21 protein-coding genes are annotated in these 21,310 nt (G+C 41.4%); 9 read left to right on the top strand and 12 right to left on the bottom strand.

All coding sequences use genetic code 11. The features are described 5' to 3' along the window. Positions 1–61 precede the first annotated feature (61 nt). The 5 genes from BMX50_RS11715 to BMX50_RS11695 all read left to right on the top strand — a co-directional run bounded on the left by BMX50_RS11715 (position 62) and on the right by BMX50_RS11695 (position 3,826). Positions 62–601 (top strand): carboxymuconolactone decarboxylase family protein, encoded by a 540-nt coding sequence (locus BMX50_RS11715; RefSeq protein WP_091210707.1) that lies wholly within the window; start codon positions 62–64, stop codon positions 599–601. A 92-nt stretch (positions 602–693) separates the two neighbouring features. Then, positions 694–1,311 (top strand): pyridoxamine 5'-phosphate oxidase family protein, encoded by a 618-nt coding sequence (locus BMX50_RS11710; protein WP_091210706.1) that lies wholly within the window; start codon positions 694–696, stop codon positions 1,309–1,311. A gap of 64 nt (positions 1,312–1,375) precedes the next feature. Further along, positions 1,376–1,801, top strand: a complete 426-nt coding sequence (locus tag BMX50_RS11705; RefSeq protein ID WP_143065151.1) for a VOC family protein — start codon at positions 1,376–1,378, stop codon at positions 1,799–1,801. A gap of 8 nt (positions 1,802–1,809) precedes the next feature. After that, a complete protein-coding gene (locus BMX50_RS11700; protein WP_091210704.1) occupies positions 1,810–2,343 on the top strand; it encodes a hypothetical protein in 534 nt (177 codons plus the stop codon). A gap of 250 nt (positions 2,344–2,593) precedes the next feature. Beyond that, a complete protein-coding gene (locus BMX50_RS11695) occupies positions 2,594–3,826 on the top strand; it encodes an ROK family protein (protein ID WP_091210703.1) in 1,233 nt (410 codons plus the stop codon). Between the two features lie 99 nt (positions 3,827–3,925). Here the strand turns inward: BMX50_RS11695 and BMX50_RS11690 are convergent, their stop codons facing one another. The 6 genes from BMX50_RS11690 to BMX50_RS11665 form a co-directional block, all read right to left on the bottom strand. Then, positions 3,926–4,777: a hydroxymethylglutaryl-CoA lyase gene (locus tag BMX50_RS11690; protein WP_091210702.1), complete on the bottom strand. Its 852-nt coding sequence runs from the start codon at positions 4,775–4,777 to the stop codon at positions 3,926–3,928. A 177-nt stretch (positions 4,778–4,954) separates the two neighbouring features. Further along, positions 4,955–6,268, bottom strand: coding sequence for an NAD(P)/FAD-dependent oxidoreductase (locus BMX50_RS11685; RefSeq protein WP_091210701.1), 1,314 nt, complete (start codon positions 6,266–6,268; stop codon positions 4,955–4,957). A 234-nt stretch (positions 6,269–6,502) separates the two neighbouring features. Next, positions 6,503–9,493: a protein translocase subunit SecDF gene (secDF, locus tag BMX50_RS11680; RefSeq protein WP_091210700.1), complete on the bottom strand. Its 2,991-nt coding sequence runs from the start codon at positions 9,491–9,493 to the stop codon at positions 6,503–6,505. A 115-nt stretch (positions 9,494–9,608) separates the two neighbouring features. Then, positions 9,609–10,091 (bottom strand): dihydrofolate reductase, encoded by a 483-nt coding sequence (locus BMX50_RS11675; RefSeq protein WP_091210699.1) that lies wholly within the window; start codon positions 10,089–10,091, stop codon positions 9,609–9,611. A 102-nt stretch (positions 10,092–10,193) separates the two neighbouring features. After that, positions 10,194–10,559 carry a four helix bundle protein gene (locus BMX50_RS11670; protein WP_091210698.1) on the bottom strand — a complete coding sequence of 122 codons (366 nt, stop codon included), beginning with the start codon at positions 10,557–10,559 and terminating at the stop codon, positions 10,194–10,196. Between the two features lie 81 nt (positions 10,560–10,640). Beyond that, positions 10,641–11,462 carry a thymidylate synthase gene (locus tag BMX50_RS11665; RefSeq protein WP_091210697.1) on the bottom strand — a complete coding sequence of 274 codons (822 nt, stop codon included), beginning with the start codon at positions 11,460–11,462 and terminating at the stop codon, positions 10,641–10,643. Positions 11,463–11,641: 179 nt separating this feature from the next. Here BMX50_RS11665 and ispE point away from each other — a divergent pair, with 179 nt between their 5' ends. Beyond that, positions 11,642–12,442 (top strand): 4-(cytidine 5'-diphospho)-2-C-methyl-D-erythritol kinase, encoded by an 801-nt coding sequence (gene ispE / locus BMX50_RS11660; RefSeq protein WP_091210696.1) that lies wholly within the window; start codon positions 11,642–11,644, stop codon positions 12,440–12,442. Positions 12,443–12,780: 338 nt separating this feature from the next. Here ispE and BMX50_RS11655 read toward each other — a convergent pair whose 3' ends face one another. The 5 genes from BMX50_RS11655 to tgt form a co-directional block, all read right to left on the bottom strand. Next, a complete protein-coding gene (locus tag BMX50_RS11655; RefSeq protein ID WP_091210695.1) occupies positions 12,781–13,668 on the bottom strand; it encodes an NAD(P)-dependent oxidoreductase in 888 nt (295 codons plus the stop codon). 1 nt (position 13,669) lies between these two features. Further along, positions 13,670–13,948, bottom strand: coding sequence for a lipopolysaccharide assembly protein LapA domain-containing protein (locus tag BMX50_RS11650; RefSeq protein WP_167667874.1), 279 nt, complete (start codon positions 13,946–13,948; stop codon positions 13,670–13,672). 1,008 nt (positions 13,949–14,956) lie between these two features. Next, complete coding sequence (locus tag BMX50_RS11645; protein WP_091210693.1) at positions 14,957–15,859, bottom strand: DMT family transporter; 903 nt, start codon at positions 15,857–15,859, stop codon at positions 14,957–14,959. Next, positions 15,859–16,962, bottom strand: a complete 1,104-nt coding sequence (locus BMX50_RS11640) for an LptF/LptG family permease (RefSeq protein WP_091210692.1) — start codon at positions 16,960–16,962, stop codon at positions 15,859–15,861. Before BMX50_RS11640 ends, BMX50_RS11645 begins: the two co-directional genes overlap by 1 nt. Positions 16,963–17,026: 64 nt before the next feature. Continuing rightward, a complete protein-coding gene (gene tgt / locus BMX50_RS11635) occupies positions 17,027–18,157 on the bottom strand; it encodes a tRNA guanosine(34) transglycosylase Tgt (RefSeq protein ID WP_091210691.1) in 1,131 nt (376 codons plus the stop codon). 224 nt (positions 18,158–18,381) lie between these two features. Here tgt and BMX50_RS11625 point away from each other — a divergent pair, with 224 nt between their 5' ends. From BMX50_RS11625 to rsmG, 3 genes are read left to right on the top strand one after another with little or no spacing between them, the layout of a single operon-like run. Then, positions 18,382–19,503 (top strand): glycosyltransferase, encoded by a 1,122-nt coding sequence (locus BMX50_RS11625; protein ID WP_091210689.1) that lies wholly within the window; start codon positions 18,382–18,384, stop codon positions 19,501–19,503. Further along, the gene (locus tag BMX50_RS11620) at positions 19,494–20,099 is read left to right on the top strand and encodes an RNA polymerase sigma factor (protein WP_091210688.1); all 606 of its coding nucleotides are present in this window, start codon (positions 19,494–19,496) and stop codon (positions 20,097–20,099) included. Before BMX50_RS11625 ends, BMX50_RS11620 begins: the two co-directional genes overlap by 10 nt. Beyond that, a complete protein-coding gene (rsmG, locus tag BMX50_RS11615) occupies positions 20,089–20,715 on the top strand; it encodes a 16S rRNA (guanine(527)-N(7))-methyltransferase RsmG (RefSeq protein ID WP_091210687.1) in 627 nt (208 codons plus the stop codon). Before BMX50_RS11620 ends, rsmG begins: the two co-directional genes overlap by 11 nt. A gap of 188 nt (positions 20,716–20,903) precedes the next feature. On the opposite strand, the gene BMX50_RS11610 is transcribed toward rsmG, so the two are convergent. After that, positions 20,904–21,146, bottom strand: coding sequence for a hypothetical protein (locus BMX50_RS11610; RefSeq protein WP_143065150.1), 243 nt, complete (start codon positions 21,144–21,146; stop codon positions 20,904–20,906). Positions 21,147–21,310: the final 164 nt, after the last annotated feature.

Raw genomic sequence — 21,310 nt, 5'->3', positions numbered from 1 at the left:
GCTGCTAAAGTTGCCACCTTTGTATTGTTAATTCAAAACAACAAAAATTAACGTTACAAAAATGAAAACTTTCGCAATTCCAACAAGAGAACAAGTAACTCCAGAAAACCAAGCCATATTTGATACATTAACCAAAGTAGTAGGCCGCGTGCCAAACCTGTTTGCAGTTTTTGCAACTTCAGATCATGCCCTTGCTAACTATATAACACTTTCAAACGGTAAAACATCATTACGTGCTAAGGAAAAAGAAGCCGTAAACCTTATAGTAAGCCAGGTAAATGATTGTGCTTACTGTTCTGCCGCACACACAGCCATTGCTAAGATGAATGGTTTTACTGATGATCAAATTGTTGAGATCCGTGGTGGCTCAGCTTCATTCGACCCTAAAATTGATGCTTTGGTTAAAGTAGCCAAATCAATTACCGAAAATAAGGGCCATGCCGATCATCAAGTGGTTGAAAACTTTTATGCTGCCGGTTATACACAAGCCAACCTGATTGACGTAGTTGTAGCTGTTGGCGATAAAACCATCACTAATTATGTATACGCCTTAACCCAGGTGCCGGTTGACTGGCCTGCTATCCCAGAACTGGTAAAATAATATTCCTGATTTATAACTATAGTTTACACCCTTATGCCCGCCTTGCACCGCAAAGCGGGCATAAGTATTTTATCACTTAAATTGTTTACATCATGAATTTTGCACGCTTTGCTTTTACCGATGGCGTTAAAAAACTACAGGAAAAATATGGCAGCCGCCCGGCCTATGCTCGTATGGAAAATATGTTGGCCGATAAGGATGGCTTAACCGAACCTGAACAAATGTTTATTGAAAGTCGTGATAGCTTTTATATGGCCAGTATAGGTGAAAATGGCTATCCGTATATCCAGCACAGGGGAGGGCCGGCAGGTTTTATTAAAGTGATAGATAGCCATACCATCGGTGTGGTTGACTTTAGGGGCAACAAGCAGTATATTTCTGTTGGTAATGTGATGGCGCATCCGCAGGTATCTTTGTTTTTGATGGATTATCCGCATAAAACAAGGCTTAAGATTTATGCCGATGCCCGCATTGTCGAGCTCGCCGACAACCCCGAATTATTTGACCTGATTGATCCATCGGAATATAAACATACCGGCGAACGGATGCTTGTTTTTGATGTAAAGGCATTCGACTGGAACTGTCCGCAGCATATCACCCAGCGGTACACCGTTGATGAAATTAAAGAAGCCTTTGCTCCGCAAAATGAATATGTGCTTAAATTGGAGTATGAAGTTGCTAAGCTTAAAAAGCAATTGGAGGAGAAGTAGGCAGCTTTGATAAATAGACTGCAATAGTTTACCTTTAGTGCTGTTAACAGCCATGCGTAAACCCATGAACAATAATCAACAAATAATCCCCATGCTTGCCTATGAAGATGGCATTGCAGCGATGAACTGGTTGTGCGATGTTTTTGGTTTTGTTGAAAATATGCGGATGACGAATGATGCCGGCCGCCTTACTCATGGAGAACTTAAAATGGGCAACAGTTTGGTAATGCTGGCCGAACCAACACCACATTATCAAAGTCCTGCGCATCATGCTCAAAATTGTGAAATAGTTGCTAAATGGAGCACGGTTCCGTATATAATTAACGGGGTTTTAGTTTATGTAGATGATGTAGAGCAGCATTATGCCACCGCGAAAAATAAAGGTGCAACTATACTAACCGACCTTGAATATGGGTATCCAGGTACCCGCTACCGCGCTGCCGATGTGGAAGGCCAGCGCTGGATGTTTATGCAAATTGAAAAAGATTAAATCACCTTATGGCTGCACTAACACATTTTTTATTCGTTGTAATTAAATCGTTCATACTCGCCCTCGTCTATACACCTGTAATCTGGTTTTTATGGGTATTGATTTTAAAAGTACAAAAAAAGTATACCGGCTTCAAGTGGTCAAAAATATTTACAGTGTATGTGATTGTAAGCTTGTTGCTGGTCGTGTTTTCATTTACCTATTATGGTGATCATGGCCTTGGTGATGATTCCCGCATTCCTTTAGGACACGGTGAAGCGATAGAACAAGGTGATCAGTTTGCATATTTTACACCCAAAGGCACAAATAAACAAGTGCACGTGAAAACTTTTGTTTTAAAAGGCGATAACCTTTGCATGTCGGTTGATTCTGGGTATAAAGTATATAATTTGAAAACTAAAGGCGTTGTTAACTTCAGCGAGGGGCAGATGTATGATGCATTTGCTTTTTCATATGGTTTGCCTTTATCACTGCAGCTGCAGAGTTTCAAAGCGCAGTATGACCAATACTGGGGAGGGTGGCGGTTTTGGCTGCTGCCGTAGTTAATTATTAGCTTCAAACATCCTCTAAAGCTAAAATTTAATCAAAACTTTCGCATATTTTATATCGTACACGGATATAATAGATATTTTTGTGCTTTGTAGGCAAATGGTGCATTAATTGTGTCCATGTACTTACAACAGGTTTAATACTGTAATATTTACAGTTGTACTTAATAACTTTATTTTTAATTTTATAAAATTCAGAACACTAAGGTGTTGCCTGTTATAAACCAAACTATAATAATTGTTGATGGAACTTACGAATAAAGGGGTAAAGGGCAGCCAGTTAAAAAATATGATCATTAAAAGGCTTTATTTTAATAAGGCCATGTCGTGCGCAGGATTAAGTGAGTTATTTGATAAAAGTATCCCGTCTATAGCCAAAGCTATAAACGAATTAATGCACGAGGGTTTTGTTGTTGAGCAGGGTTATGCCCCCTCAAGCGGCGGCCGTCGTCCGTTAATGTATTCGGTAAAATCAAGTGCCATGCACATTTTAGCAATTGCACTTGATCAGCTTACCGCGCGTATTCAGATGTTCGACCTGTTGAACAATCCTGTTGCCGATATGCTCACTTTCGAGCTTAAATTGCTCAATAACCCGGAGGCGTTGCCTACATTGGTTGATCAGATCAATGGTTACATTGCACATAGCGGCATCCCTAAAGAGAAAATTGCGGGCATAGGTATCGGTATGCCCGGATTTATAAATATCACCGAAGGTATCAATTACACTTATCTTGATGCCGGCGGACAGAGCTTAACAGCGTATCTCACTTCAAAAACAGGTATTGCCACTTATATCGACAACGATTCGAGCCTTATCGCGCTTGCCGAACAGAAATTCGGTATAGCCAAATCACAGCAGGAAGTTATGGTAATTAACCTTGGCTGGGGTATTGGTTTAGGGATGATCGTGAACGGTAAACTATTTCGCGGTCATAACGGGTTTGCCGGAGAGTTGAGCCATATTCCCTTGTCCGAAGACGGTTCTCTTTGCGAATGTGGTAAACGTGGTTGCCTCGAAGCCGAAGCTTCATTGCTTGTGGTGGCCCGTAAAGCCATAGAGGGTATTAAAAAGGGGCGTGTAACCAGTTTAAAATACAACGAGGAAGATCATTCCAAGCTTATGGGCGATGCCCTGATAGAAGCCGCCAATAACGGCGATCAGTTTGCCATTGAGCTTTTATCAGATGCTGGTTACAAAATAGGGAAGGCCCTTGCTATCCTCATCCATATCATGAACCCGGCAATTATCGTGTTAAGCGGTCGCGGGGCTAAAGTTGCCAGGATATTAACAGCTCCCATGCAACAGGCACTACACAAGTACTGTATTCCGCGCCTGGCTGCCGGCACTGAGTTACTGGTATCAGAGCTTGGTTTTGATGCAGAACTGATAGGTGCCGCTGTACTGGTAATGGAAAACTTTGATAGGGTGGTAAAGGCAAAGGCTGTTAAAGCGGCTAAAAGCGCAGCGGCGTAAAAGTTGTCTGAACTCGAATTAAACGAATTGTTAGAATTTATTGAATTTGCCTGGTATTCTGGCAATTCCTTTATTCCATAAATTCGAGTTCAGACAATATCAGACAAACACCCTTCCTGAATAATCCATCGCTTCCTGAAATTTATCCATATTAAGCCCTGTGGGCTCGTTTTGTGTTTTAAGATAACCAAGCAGGTTTTCCGTAGCGATATTGCCTGTAAGGTCATCTTTGGCCATAGGGCAGCCACCATAACCTTTAATTGCAGTGTCAAAACGTTTGCATCCGCTTTGATAGGCGGCCGCTATTTTGGGTTGCCAGGTATCGGGAGTGGAGTGGAGATGAATACCAAACTCTGTATCTGGAAATAAACGGCAAAGATTAGGATAAATGCTGCTGATCTGTGCTGCATCTGCAATGCCTATGGTATCGGCAAGGGCAATGTTTTTTATGCCTTCCGCAACCATCTTCTCTGCCCAGCGCTCGATGATACCGGTGTTCCATTCATCGCCATAAGGGTTTCCAAAACCCATGGAAAGGTAAACTAACAATTGCTTGCTATTTTTATGGCTCAATTCATTGATCCGCTGTACAGTTTCAAAAGCCTGCTCAATGGTTGAGTTTGTATTTCGGAGCTGAAAAGTTTCGGATATGGAAAATGGATACCCGAGATAGGTGACCTCTTCATGTTTCACCGCGTCTTCGGCCCCGCGATAATTAGCTATAATAGCCAATAGTTTCGATTTAGTGTTAGTTAGGTTGAGTTTTTTCAGTACATCAGCTGTGTCCTGTAACTGTGGGATTGCCTTTGGTGATACAAAGCTGCCAAAATCTATGGTATCAAAGCCCACCTGTAAAAGCAGGTTAATATATGCTGCTTTTACTTCAGTAGGAATAAAATCATGAATGCCCTGCATGGCATCGCGGGGACATTCGGTTATTTTGATTGCCATTTTTTTACTTGGTATGAACGTCTGTTATAATATTAAAGACCGTCATTGCGAGGTACGAAGCAATCCCCGATTAGCAGGTCGGCCCTGCATAGTTCGCGATTGCTTCGTGCCTCGCAATGACGTTTTTGATGAAGCTTAGTTAAAATAAAAATAGGAACATCTTTTCAAATTCCCTACTCAATCAACCGTATTAGGCAAATGCTGATCTTCTGTTAAGCCTTCACGCTCAAATTTGCGGATTATAAGCCTTGTGCCGCCATTGTAGGTTACATAGCTTGATACCCAGTTAATGAACACGATCACCTTGTTACGGCCGCCTAAAAGCGATATCAGGTGCACAAACATCCACACCAGCCATGCAAAAAATCCCTGGAACTTCACTTTACCCAAATCAGCCACGGCCTTATTACGGCCAATGGTAGCCAGAGAGCCTTTATCGTTATACTTAAACGGCGAAGTTTGTTCGCCGTTAATGATGTGGATGATGTTTTTGGCCACATGCTGACCCATTTGTATGGCTACCTGTGCTACTCCCGGGTGCCCCTTAGGGGTCTCATCGGTGATCATTGCCGCAACGTCTCCAATGGCAAAGATGTTGTTAAAGCCAGCAACGCGGCCAATACTATCCACTTTTATTCTGTTTCCGCGTTCGATAACATTTTTATCAAAGCCCTCGGGTACAACTCCCATAACCCCGGCGCTCCAGATCACGTTTTTGGTGCGAATGCTTTTACCGCCTTCAAACTTAATTTCTTCACCATCGTAGCTGTCAACTTTTACACCGGTAAGCACCTCAACACCCATATTGGTGAGGAAAGTGCGTGCCGCGTTTGATGCCTGATCGGAAAAAGGGCCAAGTACTTTTGGTAAAAAGTCTACCAGGTACACCTTCATATCCTCCTTTTTAAGCTCGGGGTAATCTTTAGTTAAAACGTGGTTACGGAGCTCGGCCAATGAACCTGCAAGCTCAACCCCGGTTGGTCCGGCACCTACCAATACAAAAGTAAGGTAGGGATCGCGCTCAGCCTTGCCCACTTTAAGCAGGGCTTCCTCAATGTTCTGCAAAATTGAATACCGGAGGTTTAACGCCTCGGGGATCGATTTCATCGGCATAGCATAATGCTCTATATCCTTGTTGCCGAAAAAATTAGTGGTAGAGCCGGTTGCTATCACCAGGTAGTCGTAAGCTATATTGCCAATGGTGGTTTCGAGCATATTATTATCTGCATCAACCCTGGTCACCTCTGCTATCCTGAACCGGAAGTTTTTTTGACTGGCGAAATTCTTTCGCAGGGAAAAAGCTATCGATTCTGATTCGAGGCTGCCCATAGCAACCTGGTACAATAAGGGTTGAAATGTATGGTAGTTGTGCTTATCAAGCATTAAAACGTCTACCGGTTTATCCTTTAGCTGTTTTGCTACCTGCAGGCCGCCAAAGCCGCCGCCCACTATCACTACTAAAGGAAATTTGGAATTGTTGGATGTATTCATGAGCAGGTTATTATTAAAAAAATCATTCTTTTACAGGCAATACAGCCCATATTTAGTTGTAGCACAATCTCTGTGCCGCCAATGATGATACATGCTGAAATGCAATGCAATTATACCTCATTGTTTACGATATGCAACACCATCTGTCGGCTAATTTGTAAGCTTTACAGCAATTGGCGGTAACAAAAAAAGGCCCCAAATTTCTTTGGAGCCTTTCAATTGTTTAATCTTTATTTATTTAAGGTCTTTCTTTCCAAAGTCAACGATAACTGGTGTAGCCACACAGATCGACGAGTATGTACCGAAAAGTACACCAATTAATAACGCGAATGAGAAGCCTTTGATAACGTCACCACCAAAGATGAACAACACTAACAATACGAATACCACGGTTAATGCTGTGATAATGGTACGGCTCAACGTGCTGTTGATAGCTTTGTTAATAACATCTTCAGGTTTTTCGTCCTTGGTAGAGTGCTCAAGGAACTCGCGGATCCTGTCAAATACTACCACGGTATCGTTAATTGAATAACCAATAACCGTTAATATCGCTGCGATAAACGCCTGGTCAATATCCAGTGAGAACGGAAGGAAACCATTGAATAATGAGAAGAACGATAATACCAATAAAGCATCGTGAGCAGTTGCGATCATCGCACCTAAGCTGAACTGCCATTTGCGGAAACGGATCAGGATATAAGCCGAGATCACAAAGATGGCGAACAATACCGTGTAAAAAGCTGATGTTTTTAATTCATCGGCAATAGTAGCACTTACTTTTGAACCACCTAAAATGTTGCTGTCGCTGATTTTGGTTTCAGCTTTAGCAGCTAATGTGCTAACAAGGGTTGCCCTTACTTTAGCATCAGCAGCAGTTGAGTTATCATTGAACAGGTAGTTGGTAGTGATACTGAATTTATCGGTACCCATAGTTTTAACCTCGGTACTGCGACCTAAAGTAGCGTCGATAGCATCGTGGATCTGCTCTGTATTAACGGCTTTGTTAGGGAAGCTAACAATGTAGTTACGGCCACCTTCAAAGTCAACACCGTAGGTAAAGCCGCGGGTAAAGATTGATACCAAACCTGCAGCAATGAACAAGCCCGAGAAGATGTAGAACTTACCACGGTTTTTTACGAATGCGAAGTTTGCATTTTTAAAGGTATGTGAGCTCCATGGGTTTGAGAATTTGATGTCCATACCTTTATCAAGCATCCACTCAAATATAACCCTTGAAATCAATAATGAACAGAACAATGAAGTTGCGATACCGATCATCAACGTAGTTGCAAAGCCCTGGATAGGACCTGAACCGAATACAAACAGGATTAAACCGGTAAGGAATGTACTGATCTGTGAGTCAAGGATTGAAGGTAAAGCATGTTTAAAACCATCGGAAACAGCAACCCTTAATGATTTACCTAAGCCAAGCTCTTCACGTACACGTTCGTAAACCAATACGTTGGCATCTACCGCAATACCTAATGTTAATACGATACCTGCAACACCCGGTACAGTTAATACTGCGCCTAAGCTGGTTAAAACGCCCATCAGGAAGAAGATGTTGATGATTACCGCAACCACCGCTACAGTACCTGCACGGTTGTAGTAAGCAATCATGAAGATCAATACCACTACTAAACCTAAGATACTTGAAGTGATACCTGCAGAGATAGCTTGCTGGCCTAATGACGGACCTACAATTGATTCAGACACAATGTGGGCAGGAGCCGGTAAACGGCCAGCTTTTAACACGTTGGCTAAGTCGCGGGTGTCATCAAGGGTGAAGTTACCAGAGATAGATGATACACCACCGGAAATTTCATTCTGTACAGTAGGAGCAGAGTATACGTTATCGTCCAAAACGATAGCGATAGCTTTTTTGTTGGTGCCTGATGAAGCTTCGGCAGTAACAGCACGCCATTTTTGAGCGCCTTCTGAGTTCATGATCATCACAACCTCCGGGCTGCCTTTTTGGTCGTTATCAGCACGGGCATCGTTAATCACATCGCCTGATAATACCGGACCGTTTTCGGCACCTGTAAGTTTGATGGCGTATAAAGCGAAAGTTTTAGTGTTTTTGATAGGTTTTACTTCCCACAAAAATTTGATGTTACGTGGAATAACCGCTAAAACATCTGCACTGTGCAGGTATGAGTTAACTTTAGCAGTGTCCTGTAATGGAGCATAACCAACAACCGGGCCCTGGCCTAATTGCTGCTGGCCGTTTGCGCCTTGCCCAACGTTTAATGACATTACTGCAAACAACGGGTGTTGTGCAGCTAATTTTGTTTTGCTTAATGAAGCAGCTGAAGTATCGTTTTTAGCAGCGTTTTTTTGAACCTTGCTTAACAATGAACTGCCTTTAGCTGTATCAGCCTTTGCAGCAGCAACGGTAGCAGCAGTATCAGCTTTTGCTGATTTGCCGGTATCGGCTTTAACTGTTTTGCTTTTTGCAGCAAGCAGGTTGTCAATATTGATCAGGTACTGGTAAGCCTCGGCATTATCAAAAGTTTCGTAGAACTCCAATTTTGCAGAGCCTGAAAGCAATTTACGAACACGTTCTGGTTCTTTAACACCAGGCAGCTCAACTAAAATCCTGTTTGAACCTTGTTGCAACTGAATGTTAGGCTGGGTTACACCAAACTGGTTGATACGGGTGTTCAAAACTGTGAATGATTGTTTCACCGCTGTAGAAGCCAGATCCTCCAGGTAAGTTTTAACCTCGCTGTTTGAAGCATTGAACTTCAGGTGGTCCTGGTTATCTTTTGTTGAAAAGATAGCTGCAAGTTTACCGTTAGGGTTTAGCTTTTCGTATTCGCTTACAAATAACGCGATGTAATCTTTTTGGCTGGTTTGAGCATTAGCCTGTAATTTATCGGCATTAGCCAAAGCCTGGTTAAAGGTAGCATCAGGATTGTTGTTAGCAATTTTCCTAACCAACTCATCAAGCTGGATTTGCATGGTAACGTTCATACCACCCTTTAAGTCCAGGCCTAATGCAATTTCCCTTTGCTTTACATAAGCGTAGTCATGTTTGAATAGCGGATAAACCGGTTGATTGGAAATAGAATCCAGGTAAGTTTTCTCTTTCGTAGAATCCCCCTTTGAATATTCTTTGGCATCACTCTCAACTTTGTGTGCCACCCACGTAAATGATAGCTGGTACAAGCACACAACTGCCAGTAGTATGGCGAAAAATTTAATAACCCCTTTGCCTTGCATCGAATTTTTAATATGTAATAAATTAGTTTATAAGCTTTTTTTAATAAGGCAGCAAATCTAATAAAATTTCGTAAGCACAAAATTTTAAATTAAAACAAAATCATGACAAAAAATGTTAGCGACGCTCAAGTGTGATAAACGAATATTTATACTTGTTTTTTTCGTCGGGCTCAAAATCTTCGCGATCTTTTTCCTGCCACTCGTCAGGATTTAACTCCGGGAAGAATGTATCCCCCTCAAAATCCTGGTCAATTATGGTGAGATATATGCGATCAGTTAGCGGAATTGACTGCCGGTAGATCTCGGACCCGCCAACAACAAAAACTTCATCCTCGGCTTTGCATAGCTCAATAGCGGCTTCAATAGACGGCACCACCTCGCAGCCTTCAATACTGATAGCTTGCCGGGTAATCACAATATTGCGGCGCTTAGGCAAAGGTTTACCAACCGAATCAAAAGTTTTACGCCCCATGATCACGGTATGTCCGGTAGTTACATCTTTAAAATGTTTCAGATCATTTGGCAGGTACCAGAGTAATTTATTGTCTTTACCGATAGCGTGATTTTTTGCTATGGCTACGATGATGCTTAGTATCATTTTATTAAGTCATTAAGTCATTGGGGCATTTGCTTTGCGTCATTTTTGCGCTGCTTCATTTGCTTCGCGTCATTAGGTCATTGAGTCATTTTTTGACTTGTCTTATACGTTTCCTTTTCCAATGAATTTGATGTAGATGTTTAGTTTTACGTGAATTGTTTCTAACTCCCGAAGCAGCGATTGATAGTCATTGTCATTGATCAAGTTTCTCGTATTCGCTTTTTTGAGCCAGCCTTTGGTTTCAATTATGGATCCGCGGCTAAAATAGCAGAAGTTTTTATTCTCTTTGTAATGATAACGTCCAAAGCCTTCGGCTATGTTCGCGCCTATTGAGTCGGATGAGCGAACGATTTGCTTCCCTAAGGTGTCTTTGGCAAAGTACTCCCACTTAGCCACTAAAAACCAAACCCTGTCGGCAAACGCTTCCGAAAGATTATAAACCTCAAGTTCTTCAATTCGATTACTCATGATAAGTTCAGGACAGGTAAAAAAATAGGACAATCAAAAAAATGACTCAATGACCTAATGACGCGAAGCAAGTGATCTAAACTACACCGCCACTTCCGCTTTAATATGTGGCCATGGATCATAATTTTCCAAAGTGAAATCCTCGAACTTAAATGAGAAGATATCTTTTACCTCCGGATTAATTTTCATGGTAGGCAGCGGTCGCGGATCGCGGGTTAACTGCAGGCGCACTTGATCCATATGGTTGTTGTACAAATGAGCATCACCAAGGGTGTGTACAAAGTCGCCAAGGTCAAGATCACACACCTGTGCCATCATCATGGTGAGCAGGGCATAAGATGCAATGTTGAACGGAACACCTAAGAAGATGTCCGCGCTCCTTTGGTATAACTGACATGAAAGTTTACCTTTCAATTCTCCCTTTAGAGGATTGGCGGGCTCCACATAAAACTGGAACAAACTATGACATGGCGGCAGGGCCATTTGATTAACCTCGGCAACGTTCCATGCCGATACGATAATGCGGCGGGAATCGGGATTGTTTTTAAGCTGGTTTACCACCTGCTGTATCTGGTCGATATGACCGCCATCGGGTGTTGGCCAAGAGCGCCACTGTTTGCCATACACCGGGCCAAGGTCGCCGTTCTCGTCGGCCCATTCGTCCCAGATGCGCACGCCGTTTTCTTTCAGGTAACGGATATTGCTGTCGCCGCTCAAAAACCAGATGAGCTCGTGAATAATTGATTTGAGGTGGAGCTTTTTGGTGGTCACCATCGGGAAACCATCCTTAAGGTTGAAACGCATCTGGTAGCCAAACACACTTACCGTACCGGTGCCGGTTCTGTCATGCTTTTGCGCGCCGGTTTCCATCACATGCCTCATCAGGTCAAGATACTGTTTCATTTTTTTAGTTGATTAGGTGAGTTGTTGATTAGGTGAGTGGTTATACAGGTTTATTGGATAGCACACCAATGAACTATTGAACCAATGAACTAATGAACATTTTCAAAGGGCAAAGAAAAATAATCTACCTTTGGTTTCCTACGGATGTTGGCAAATACATCACGTGTTAATTACTTTGTATGATTTTATTTCCGAATGCAAAAATAAACATTGGCCTCAATATTACCGAACGCCGGCCGGATGGTTATCATAATCTCGAAACCATTTTTTACCCTATCGGCATTAAAGACGCTCTTGAGGTGGTGAAAAACGACAAGCTCACTTTCACTTCAACCGGTCTTGATATCCCCGGAACGATGGATGATAATCTTTGCGTTAAAGGCTACCACATGCTTAAGCAGGATTACGACTTGCCGCCGGTGAGTATCCACTTGCACAAGCATATTCCGATAGGAGCGGGTTTGGGTGGTGGCTCATCTGATGCGGCGTTTTTTATCAGGCTGATGAATGATGAATTTAAGCTCGGTTTATCTGTTGACGATATGACCGACTATGTCCGTCGCCTCGGTGCCGACTGCGCCTTTTTTGTTGAGAACAAACCGGTGTTTGCTTTTGAACGGGGTGATGAATTTGAGAACATCAAACTTGATCTCTCGGCATATAAAATTATATTGGTAATGCCGCCTGTTCATGTGTCAACGGGAGAGGCTTTTCGTGGTATAAAACCTACGCCTGTAAAGGACTCGCTTTTTGATTTGATCAGAGAGCCAATTGCCGACTGGAAGAAGCTTATCAAAAATGATTTTGAACAAACCGTTTTTAAAAACCATGTGGAGATCCGGGGCATCAAAGCTGCCCTTTATGAAGCCGGTGCTATCTACTCCAGCATGAGTGGAAGCGGTGCATCCGTGTTTGGTATTTTTGCCGAAACTCCCGATCTGAAATTTTTGGAAGGGGAGAACGAAGTGTTCTATTTATGATTTCGGAATTGGGATGTTCAATTTCGGATTTAGCTGGAATTTTTAAAGTCGAGTAAAAGCAAAAGAAGGCGTCATTGCGAGGTACGAAGCAATCCCAAACGATGCAGAGAAACTTGCATAGCGGCTCTGCTAATAGGGGATTGCTTCGTGCCTCGCAATGGCGTGTTGTTATAAAGAATCTGTGGCTTCTGTCGAGTGACCTCGTCGGACGGAAAAAATGCCAGATTATGTATTGACTTATAGATAATCAGTACATAATCTGGCATGTTGTTTTGAAGGGATATCTAATCTCAAAATCATCAATTAAAACTCCGAAATCGAACATCCAAAATCCGAAATCAAATTCCCGCATCTTCGCTCACACCACGGCCTATTCCTTCTACCCAGTCTCGCTCTCCCCAGCCTTTGGCTACGGCGGTTAATAAGCGGCCGTGTACCGCGTTTGCGATGGGCATAGGCATCTCGCTTGTCTGCGATAATTTGAACGCCAGGCGCGCGTCTTTATAGCCAAGTTTTGATTGGAAGCCCACAGATTCGTATTGCTTACCTGCAATAAGCTTTCCATAATTTTGGAAGATAGGAGCGTTGAAAAGTGTCGAGCCAAAAAACTCGGAAACTTGTGTTCGGCTCAATCCGTTTTTCTCGGCGAGGGTGAATGCTTCGGCCATCATTTCCATGGAGGCCATGATCATGAAATTGCCTGCTATTTTAACCACGTTTGCACCACCAACAGAAGGGCCAAAATCTATAACTGCTTGCCCCAATAAATCGAGGATTGGCCGGACATCATTTTTAGTTTGCTCGTCGCCCGAAACGCAAATCCAGAGCTTGCGCGCAGCCGCCGCTTCGGGCCTGCCAAACACCGGGGAGGCCAGGTAACGACTGCCGGCCTGCTCGTGTAATTTGGCCAATTCTTCAGAAGTATCGGGCGAAATGGTGCTCATGGATATATGCACAGCATTTGGCTGTAGCGTTTTTAAAATTCCGCCGTCGCCTACAGCCGATTCTCGCAACACTTCGTCGTCCGACACCATAGTAATCAAAAATGGCACATTTGCCGCCGCTTCGGCAGGGCTTAGGCACCTGGTTACATTGCCGGCACCGAGCTCGTCAATTTTTGAAAGTGTGCGATTGTAAACCTGCAGATGGTATCCCGAGGCGATAAGATTTTTGGCCATGTTGATGCCCATGTGGCCAAGGCCGATAAATCCAATTGTTGTTTTCATATTAGCTGATGTATTCTCTGTCTTCGTTACTTAGTGTATCGGTGTTGTCTTTTTTGTGTATGGCGTCATGATAGCCCTCAATATCAAATTTCTGTTTTTTGGGCCAGGCAACAATCAGTCCCAATACAAAACCGGTTACGGCAACTACAAGCATCATCATTAGTTTAGATACCCTGAAAGTGGCGAACAGAAATTTGAAATAAACCTCTTCAGTATTTTGCATCAGCACGATGGTAAGCAAAACTGCGATGGCTACAATGACTATTGTTTTAATGCTCATGATGAATGTTGGTTTTAGAGTAATACAATATCCGCTTTTTAAATGTTTAATAAAAATGCATCTCCGGCAAATTGACATTTCAAAATCTGTTTCTGCGGGAGCGGGAAAACGTCACATGTTTTACCTCCGCTTATTTATTGCCGGTAGCGGTGCCAGGTATTCCTATTGTTCTTAAAATTTCAGGATTTCGTTTGAGCAATGATTAGGCTCCTGAAAACAGAACGGGGCTAAGCTGTATGAAATTTTAACCCGTGTTTTTTTGCGTTAGGATTTGCGCGTTCAGTTTTTCTGGCGGTTATGTTTTTGACAAATTTTTACGCCTTGAATTTCTCCATCACAATCGTACGAGAGCGAGAAAAAATCAGTGCAAAAACAAGTTCTGTATACAAGCAGGAGAGATGCGCCGATTTTTTTTGATCCATGAATAATTGCTTCACTACACTTTGTAAAATCATTTTCATGTTTCTCTTACTTGAAACTTTTACGTTATATAACTTGATTTAAATATTTGATTTTTAAAATTATATGATGTAATTTTTACTTGATAGTTTTTATTGCTAATTTTTTTAGTTTTTTATGATTTTACTTAAAATGTTTTGGTTTAATTTTTTATTTATATAATTTATATAATTATCTGATTTTTAAATTTATATTTTACTTACTTAAATAAGTATTTAAGATTTTTGTGCTAAAAATAAATGCATAAAAGCGGATTTTGTGAAATCTGTCACGCTGTTTTAAATTTTGAATTTGGTACACTAAGTAAAAAGTGAATTTTGCCGCTGTTTCGCGCTGAAGTATTGATTGAGCCCGGAATACTCAAAAAAAACAGAATCGCTCTGAGGGGCTAAAAACGGCCAAATCGAGCATGGGTATTTTGCCCCTATTTTAGGTTGGAAATTGAAAGTGCAGGGCAGATTTGAGTTTTTAAACAGCTATGAGGTAGCCGACGGAAGTACAGTTCATACAACTGTTTTTATGGTGTAAGGAGGCGAAAAATGTAAAAGATCAAGCCCGGCTTTTGCGTTGGGTAATTTGCTTTCGGGCTACGGGATATAGAAAAATTGTAGACAAAATGAGGAGTGCGCCACCCCAGAAACCCAGCGTCATTTTATTAATGTCACCAAAAAAAATGAACGACAAGATGATGCCGTATACCGGCTCAAGGTTAGTGATAAGGGCAACTCTGAATGCCGAAAGCTCACGCATTACAGATACGCCGGCCACGTAAGCAAGGGATGTGCACACGGTACCAAGCAACACCAGGTAGCCGATATCTGCAGGTTTCAATAGCATGGCCCGGGTGTAGCCCGAGGTTATAAACAGGTATATTGAGATCCAGACGAAGGCTCCGGAAAGCTCATAAAATGCGATGACCGGTGCCTGTACTTTTTGCACCTGGCGCGAGTTGATAATAGAAAAAAGACTTGCACAAACAGCACTTGCAAGTCCGGTTATGATGCCCTTAGTGTATCTGCCTTCAAATTTAAAAATCAAAACAATACCGGTGATAATTAAAAGCCCGGCTAAAATTTCGAGTTTTGAAATACTTTTTTTGTTGATGATCGGCTCAAATATTGCCGTGAAAAGGGTGATGGATGAGAGGCAAACGAGGGTGACTGCTACTGTTGAAAGCTTAATGGCAGCGAAAAAAAGTATCCAGTGCCCGCCCACAATTGCACCCGTGAATACCAATTTTATAAGTGTTTTTCTGTCGACCTTAAAATCGGTTTTGTTGAATTTGAAATACAAAAACAACGATAAAAAGGCAATAAGTACCCTAAACCACACCAATTGTACGGCCGAAATTGTGATCAGAGCGCCCAAAATTCCGGTAAATCCCCACACAAAAACTGTAAAATGGAGGATAATTAGGTTCTTATTTAAGGTTGAAGGGGTGTTTTGCGCCATTATTTGGGTGCTTTTAAAAGCAGGTAATAACCTAAAATGCCAAAAATGATATTAGGAATGAATACGGCTATTAAAGGTGTCATACCCCCTTTTACCGAAAATACCAACGCAAACCGCTCTAATATAATATAGGCAAAGCATAGCAGTATACCTATTCCCAGTGGTAAACCAACGCCGCCGCGTACCTTTCTTGATGATATGGAAACGCCAATAAGCGTTAATACAAAGGCCGATAATGGATATACAAACCGGTGATATTTTTCAAAATAAATGGCTTTTAAATATTCAGGTCTGCGCAGTTTTTCTTTGTCAATATTCTTATTCAGCTCGCTTAATGACATGGCTGTATATACGTTATCATATACAATAAAGTCGCTTGGATGCATGTCTAAAACGGTGTCTTTTGGTGTGAAACTCTTGACGAATTGCTCTTTCATTCCTCTCACATATTTGACAGTGTAATCCTTTAGCGACCATATTCTTTTTACCGAATCATACTGAATTGTATTGGCAATTAGTTTCTCGCGCAAGGTATCACCGTTAAATTTCTCCATTATAAAATTGTAACCGAGGTGTGTTGTTGGGTCATAGTTGGCGAGATATACAAACGTATGCTTGTCAATTTGCATGTGAACTTCAACTTTCGTTGGGTCATTATCCATCATTCCGTTTGCATTTTCAAAGTCGATTTTAAGGCGATTTGTAAACGGAATGAGGTAAACATTTGCAAAAAATGATACCACAAATATGATGGTAGAGGCAATTACATATGGTCGCAAAAAGCGATTAAAGCTTGCCCTTCCGCTCAATATCGGAACAATTTCAGTTTGGTTTGCCATCTTGGCGGTGAAGAAAATTACCGCCAAAAAGTTGATCAATGGCGATAACATGTTCAAATAAAAAGGTATAAAACCCGCATAATATCTGAATACAATATCATGAAAACTGGCGTGCTTATTTAAAAAATTATCCAGCTTTTCTGACACGTCAAACACTACAGAAATTACCATGAAAATACCCATGGTAAACAAAAAAGTGCCCAGGTATTTTCCGATAATAAACCTATCGATGATCTTTAAATGTTTGTGAAAAAAAGCTTTCATCTGCAGGCTATTTGATTGTTAGTAATCATGTTTTTCTTGTGATGGTTTTTAACTTTTCAGGCTTTTATAAACGCTGGCCAAGGCGTTTTACCATGATGTTTTTCCAGTTGTAAAACTCGCCGGCGATAATCTTTTTCCGGGCTTCCTTAACAAGCCACAGGTAAAAATGCAGATTGTGCAGTGTAGCGATCTGGGCACCCAGCATCTCGCCCGAATGGATCAAATGGCGTAAATAAGCCTTGCTGTAGTCCCTGTCTGCAAACAGATCGCTGTCATCTTCAATGGCCGAAAAGTCGTTTTTCCACTTTTCGTTTTTAATATTAATGATACCGTTTTTAGTGAATAGCATCCCGTTTCGTGCGTTGCGGGTTGGCATAACGCAATCAAACATATCAATGCCTAAGGCTATGTTTTCAAGGATATTTACCGGTGTGCCTACGCCCATTAAATAACGTGGTTTTTGCTCTGGTAATATATTACATACAACCTCGGTCATAGCATACATTTCTTCGGCAGGTTCACCCACAGAAAGACCGCCGATGGCATTACCTTCGCGCTCATATGAAGCAATCACTTCGGCCGAACGTACACGCAGATCTTTATATACCGAACCCTGCACAATTGGGAAAAGCGTTTGGCTATAACCGTATTTTGGCTCGGTGCTGTCAAACCTGTCGCAGCAACGTTTCAACCAGCGGTGCGTCATTTCTATCGATCGTTTTGCGTAGTTGTAGTCGCAAGGGTAGGGGGTACACTCGTCAAAAGCCATGATGATATCGGCGCCAATGATACGCTGGATATCCATCACGTTTTCGGGGGTAAATAAGTGTTTCGACCCGTCAATATGCGAGCGAAAAGTAACGCCTTCTTCCTTGATTTTGCGTACTTCCGTTAATGAATACACCTGGTAGCCGCCGCTATCTGTTAAAATAGGGCCATCCCAGCCGTTAAATTTATGAAGGCCTCCTGCGCTTTCAAGGGTGTTTAAACCGGGACGCAGGTATAAATGATAAGTGTTGCCCAGTATAATTTGGGCCGAAATATCCTGTTTTAGCTCATGCTGGTGTACTGCTTTTACGGTACCTGCAGTGCCAACAGGCATAAAAATAGGTGTTTGTATAGTACCGTGGTCGGTAGTGATTTCGCCGGCGCGGGCCTTTGAAAGCGGGTCTTGTGCTGTTAAGTTAAATTTCATTTTAGGGTTGCAAAATTAGCAAAAAAAAGCCTCATGCCCGCCCTTTCAAGAGCCATAGCAAGATAAAAGCTATTTATAAACGTGCTGAATATTAAAACCATGTTAATTAAAGTGCTTTTATTTTGAGAGGAAAGAAACAAGCGTATATTAAACTTCAAATTAACGCTGATATTGGCGCTTAATTTCATTGATTTTTAACAAATTTGCCTCATTATTTTTTTTGTTTGGAAACGTACTTACACGACGCGCTTTTTATTCTTTTTCAGCTTTGTTTTATAGTTCAGCTATATTACCTGGTAAGCAGGCATACCCGCCTTGCTGGGTTTAAACCCATCGAAGGGCCACCACCGCAGGTTATGATCCCCGTTTCTGTTATTATCAGCGCCCGTAATGAGGCCCGCAATTTACAGGAAAACCTGCCTTCTATATTGGAGCAAAACTATCCCGATTTTGAGGTTGTTGTTATTAATGACTGTTCGTACGATACATCTGACGAGGTGCTGGAAACGTTGCAAAAGCAGTACGCCCACCTGAAAGTTGTTACTATTACTGAACATGACCGCTTTAAAACCGGGAAAAAATTTGCACTTACACTGGGAATCAAAGCCTCAAAAAACGAATATCTTTTATTTACAGATGCCGATTGCAGGCCGGCTTCTGAAAATTGGATAAGCCGCATGGCCGCTAATTTTACAAGCGGGGTGCAAATAATTTTAGGTTACTCTCCTTATTATAAAACAGGCGGCTTTATTAACACTTTTACCCGTTTTGAAACTATTAAAACGGCAACAAATTATCTTTCCAGCGCATTAACCGGCGATCCTTATATGGGTATCGGCCGTAACCTTGCCTATACAAAAACGTTGTTTTTTAGTGCAAAAGGCTTTGCCTCGCACATGCATGTCATATCGGGCGATGATGACTTGTTTGTTAACCAACACGCCACGCCCGATAATACAGTAGTTGAACTAAACCCCGAATCATTTATGTTTACGGAGGCTAAAACCACATTTAAATCGTGGTTTAAGCAAAAAAAACGTCATATGGGTGTGGGTAAACTGTATAAAAACCAGCACAGGCGCATGCTTAGTTTTGATGCGGTTAGTGGTTTTATATTCTATATTTTATTAATATTATTCCTTATTTTGAGATATGAGCCGTTACTGGCATTAGGTTTGTGCGTTTTTCGGTTGATATTACAAATGGCGATTTATAATCGTATATTTAAGAAACTTAATGGCAAAGACCTTTTGTGGTATCTCCCCTTTTTTGACATATTGTATTATATGTATTTAAACGTTTTTGGATTGATCGGCACCTTTTTAAAAACTACCCAATGGAAATAAACGCTAACTTTACCGAAAATGCAAAGAATGATTTTCACCTGGTTGTGAAAGCCCGGCAAGGAGATCAAAAAGCCTATGCTGACCTGATGCACCGTTATAAAGATTCGATTTATTTTATGGTGCTTAAAATGGTAAACAACAAGGAAGATGCGATGGATTTGACGGTTGAAACGTTTGCCAAAGCGTTTGAAAAGCTTGAAAAATACCAGCCCGATTTTGCTTTTAGTACCTGGCTTTTTAGGGTTGCGACTAATAATTGTATTGATTTTATTCGCAAAAAGAAACTAAGTACCATGTCTATCCATGGCATGATGGATGACGAAGGTGATGAAAAGCCGCTGCAAATTAAGGCTGATATCCTCAATCCCGAGGAAACTTCAATCAAAAAACAACAAACCCAGGAGCTGAAATTGCTGATTGAAAGCTTGCCGACACGCTACAGAAACCTCATTACTTTACGCTATTTTGATGAGCTTTCGTACGAAGAAATAGCCCAGCAGCTCGACCTTCCGTTAGGGACTGTAAAGGCTCAGCTATTTAGAGCGAGATACCTTCTTGGCAATATTATTAACCGTTTTAACAGGGATGACATCTGAAATAATTCTACAATATTTTCCTGATTTAAGTGCAGAACAGCGCTCGCAATTCGAAAAATTGCCCGCTTTATATGAACATTGGAACAGCCAGATCAACGTAATTTCGCGCAAAGATATTGATCTTTTATATGAGCGCCACGTGCTTCATTCGCTTGGTATTGCCAAAGTTATGGCTTTTTTACCGGGTGAAAGCGTGCTTGATGTAGGTACGGGCGGTGGTTTTCCCGGCATTCCATTGGCTATTTTATTTCCGGAAACTCAGTTTCATTTGGTTGATTCTATCGGGAAAAAAATCAAAGTTGTTACCGAAGTGGCAGTAGGTTTAGGGCTCAAAAATGTAAAGGCCTCACATGCAAGGGCTGAGCAAATTGCCGACAAATTTGACTTTGTAGTATCACGTGCCGTTACCCAATTGAAGGATTTTTATCCATGGGTAAAAGGTAAATTCAATAAACAATCGAACAATAAAATACCCAACGGCATCCTGTATTTAAAAGGCGGCGACCTTGAGCAGGAGATCAAAGAATCGGGCTTAAAGGTTACCCAATATCACCTGAAAGATTACTTTAAAGAAGAGTTTTTTGAAACAAAACAGGTAATATATGTAAAAGGATAACAGTCCGTTTTCACCATCATTATCTGTAATAAAATATCAAACCCAGACTTACGAAGTTTTTAAAACTTCGTAAGTCTTTACCTGCTTATGCTGCTTTTTAAGCAGGGCCTTGTCCGCAAATCTTCGCCTGGCAAAGTGGCATAACCTTTTTGCCAAAATCATTATATATTTAATTTGCAGCCTGTTTTCTATATCAAATGATCGTGGTGCTGATTATCTGTACGTGATGCTGCCCAGAAAACAAATCCCAGGAAAAACATCACGCCGCCCGCAAAAACAGGCAGTTTAAAAGTCCATCCGCCGTTTATTCCTAAGGTAATAATTGAACTGCCGGAGCTATCTACAGCGTTGATAGTATGGTGATAAAAGAAGTTACCGGCAATGAGCAATACAATGCCTACAGTTGCTAAAATGATACCGAACTTTTTCATATTATAAAGTTTAAAAATGAACAAAATCAGGTTGCTGGTAAGGCTCAGGAAGTATAATTGGTATAAATTAAACAAAGCGTATTTGGATAGGTTTGCCTTGTTTGATTAAAATTTTATAAGATATATACTAAGTTACAAACTTTTGGATATCAAATGAAATTATT

The organism is Mucilaginibacter gossypiicola (assembly GCF_900110105.1).
Classification (GTDB): domain Bacteria; phylum Bacteroidota; class Bacteroidia; order Sphingobacteriales; family Sphingobacteriaceae; genus Mucilaginibacter; species Mucilaginibacter gossypiicola.
This window is presented reverse-complemented; position numbering and strand designations above follow the sequence as displayed.

Coding starts and splice junctions, on each gene's coding strand:
- BMX50_RS11715 (WP_091210707.1), top strand. CDS start 62: ATGAAAACTTTCGCAATTCCAACAAGAGAACAAGTAACTCCAGAAAAC.
- BMX50_RS11710 (WP_091210706.1), top strand. CDS start 694: ATGAATTTTGCACGCTTTGCTTTTACCGATGGCGTTAAAAAACTACAG.
- BMX50_RS11705 (WP_143065151.1), top strand. CDS start 1,376: ATGAACAATAATCAACAAATAATCCCCATGCTTGCCTATGAAGATGGC.
- BMX50_RS11700 (WP_091210704.1), top strand. CDS start 1,810: ATGGCTGCACTAACACATTTTTTATTCGTTGTAATTAAATCGTTCATA.
- BMX50_RS11695 (WP_091210703.1), top strand. CDS start 2,594: ATGGAACTTACGAATAAAGGGGTAAAGGGCAGCCAGTTAAAAAATATG.
- BMX50_RS11690 (WP_091210702.1), bottom strand. CDS start 4,777: ATGGCAATCAAAATAACCGAATGTCCCCGCGATGCCATGCAGGGCATT.
- BMX50_RS11685 (WP_091210701.1), bottom strand. CDS start 6,268: ATGAATACATCCAACAATTCCAAATTTCCTTTAGTAGTGATAGTGGGC.
- secDF (WP_091210700.1), bottom strand. CDS start 9,493: ATGCAAGGCAAAGGGGTTATTAAATTTTTCGCCATACTACTGGCAGTT.
- BMX50_RS11675 (WP_091210699.1), bottom strand. CDS start 10,091: ATGATACTAAGCATCATCGTAGCCATAGCAAAAAATCACGCTATCGGT.
- BMX50_RS11670 (WP_091210698.1), bottom strand. CDS start 10,559: ATGAGTAATCGAATTGAAGAACTTGAGGTTTATAATCTTTCGGAAGCG.
- BMX50_RS11665 (WP_091210697.1), bottom strand. CDS start 11,462: ATGAAACAGTATCTTGACCTGATGAGGCATGTGATGGAAACCGGCGCG.
- ispE (WP_091210696.1), top strand. CDS start 11,642: ATGATTTTATTTCCGAATGCAAAAATAAACATTGGCCTCAATATTACC.
- BMX50_RS11655 (WP_091210695.1), bottom strand. CDS start 13,668: ATGAAAACAACAATTGGATTTATCGGCCTTGGCCACATGGGCATCAAC.
- BMX50_RS11650 (WP_167667874.1), bottom strand. CDS start 13,948: ATGAGCATTAAAACAATAGTCATTGTAGCCATCGCAGTTTTGCTTACC.
- BMX50_RS11645 (WP_091210693.1), bottom strand. CDS start 15,859: ATGGCGCAAAACACCCCTTCAACCTTAAATAAGAACCTAATTATCCTC.
- BMX50_RS11640 (WP_091210692.1), bottom strand. CDS start 16,962: ATGAAAGCTTTTTTTCACAAACATTTAAAGATCATCGATAGGTTTATT.
- tgt (WP_091210691.1), bottom strand. CDS start 18,157: ATGAAATTTAACTTAACAGCACAAGACCCGCTTTCAAAGGCCCGCGCC.
- BMX50_RS11620 (WP_091210688.1), top strand. CDS start 19,494: ATGGAAATAAACGCTAACTTTACCGAAAATGCAAAGAATGATTTTCAC.
- rsmG (WP_091210687.1), top strand. CDS start 20,089: ATGACATCTGAAATAATTCTACAATATTTTCCTGATTTAAGTGCAGAA.
- BMX50_RS11610 (WP_143065150.1), bottom strand. CDS start 21,146: ATGAAAAAGTTCGGTATCATTTTAGCAACTGTAGGCATTGTATTGCTC.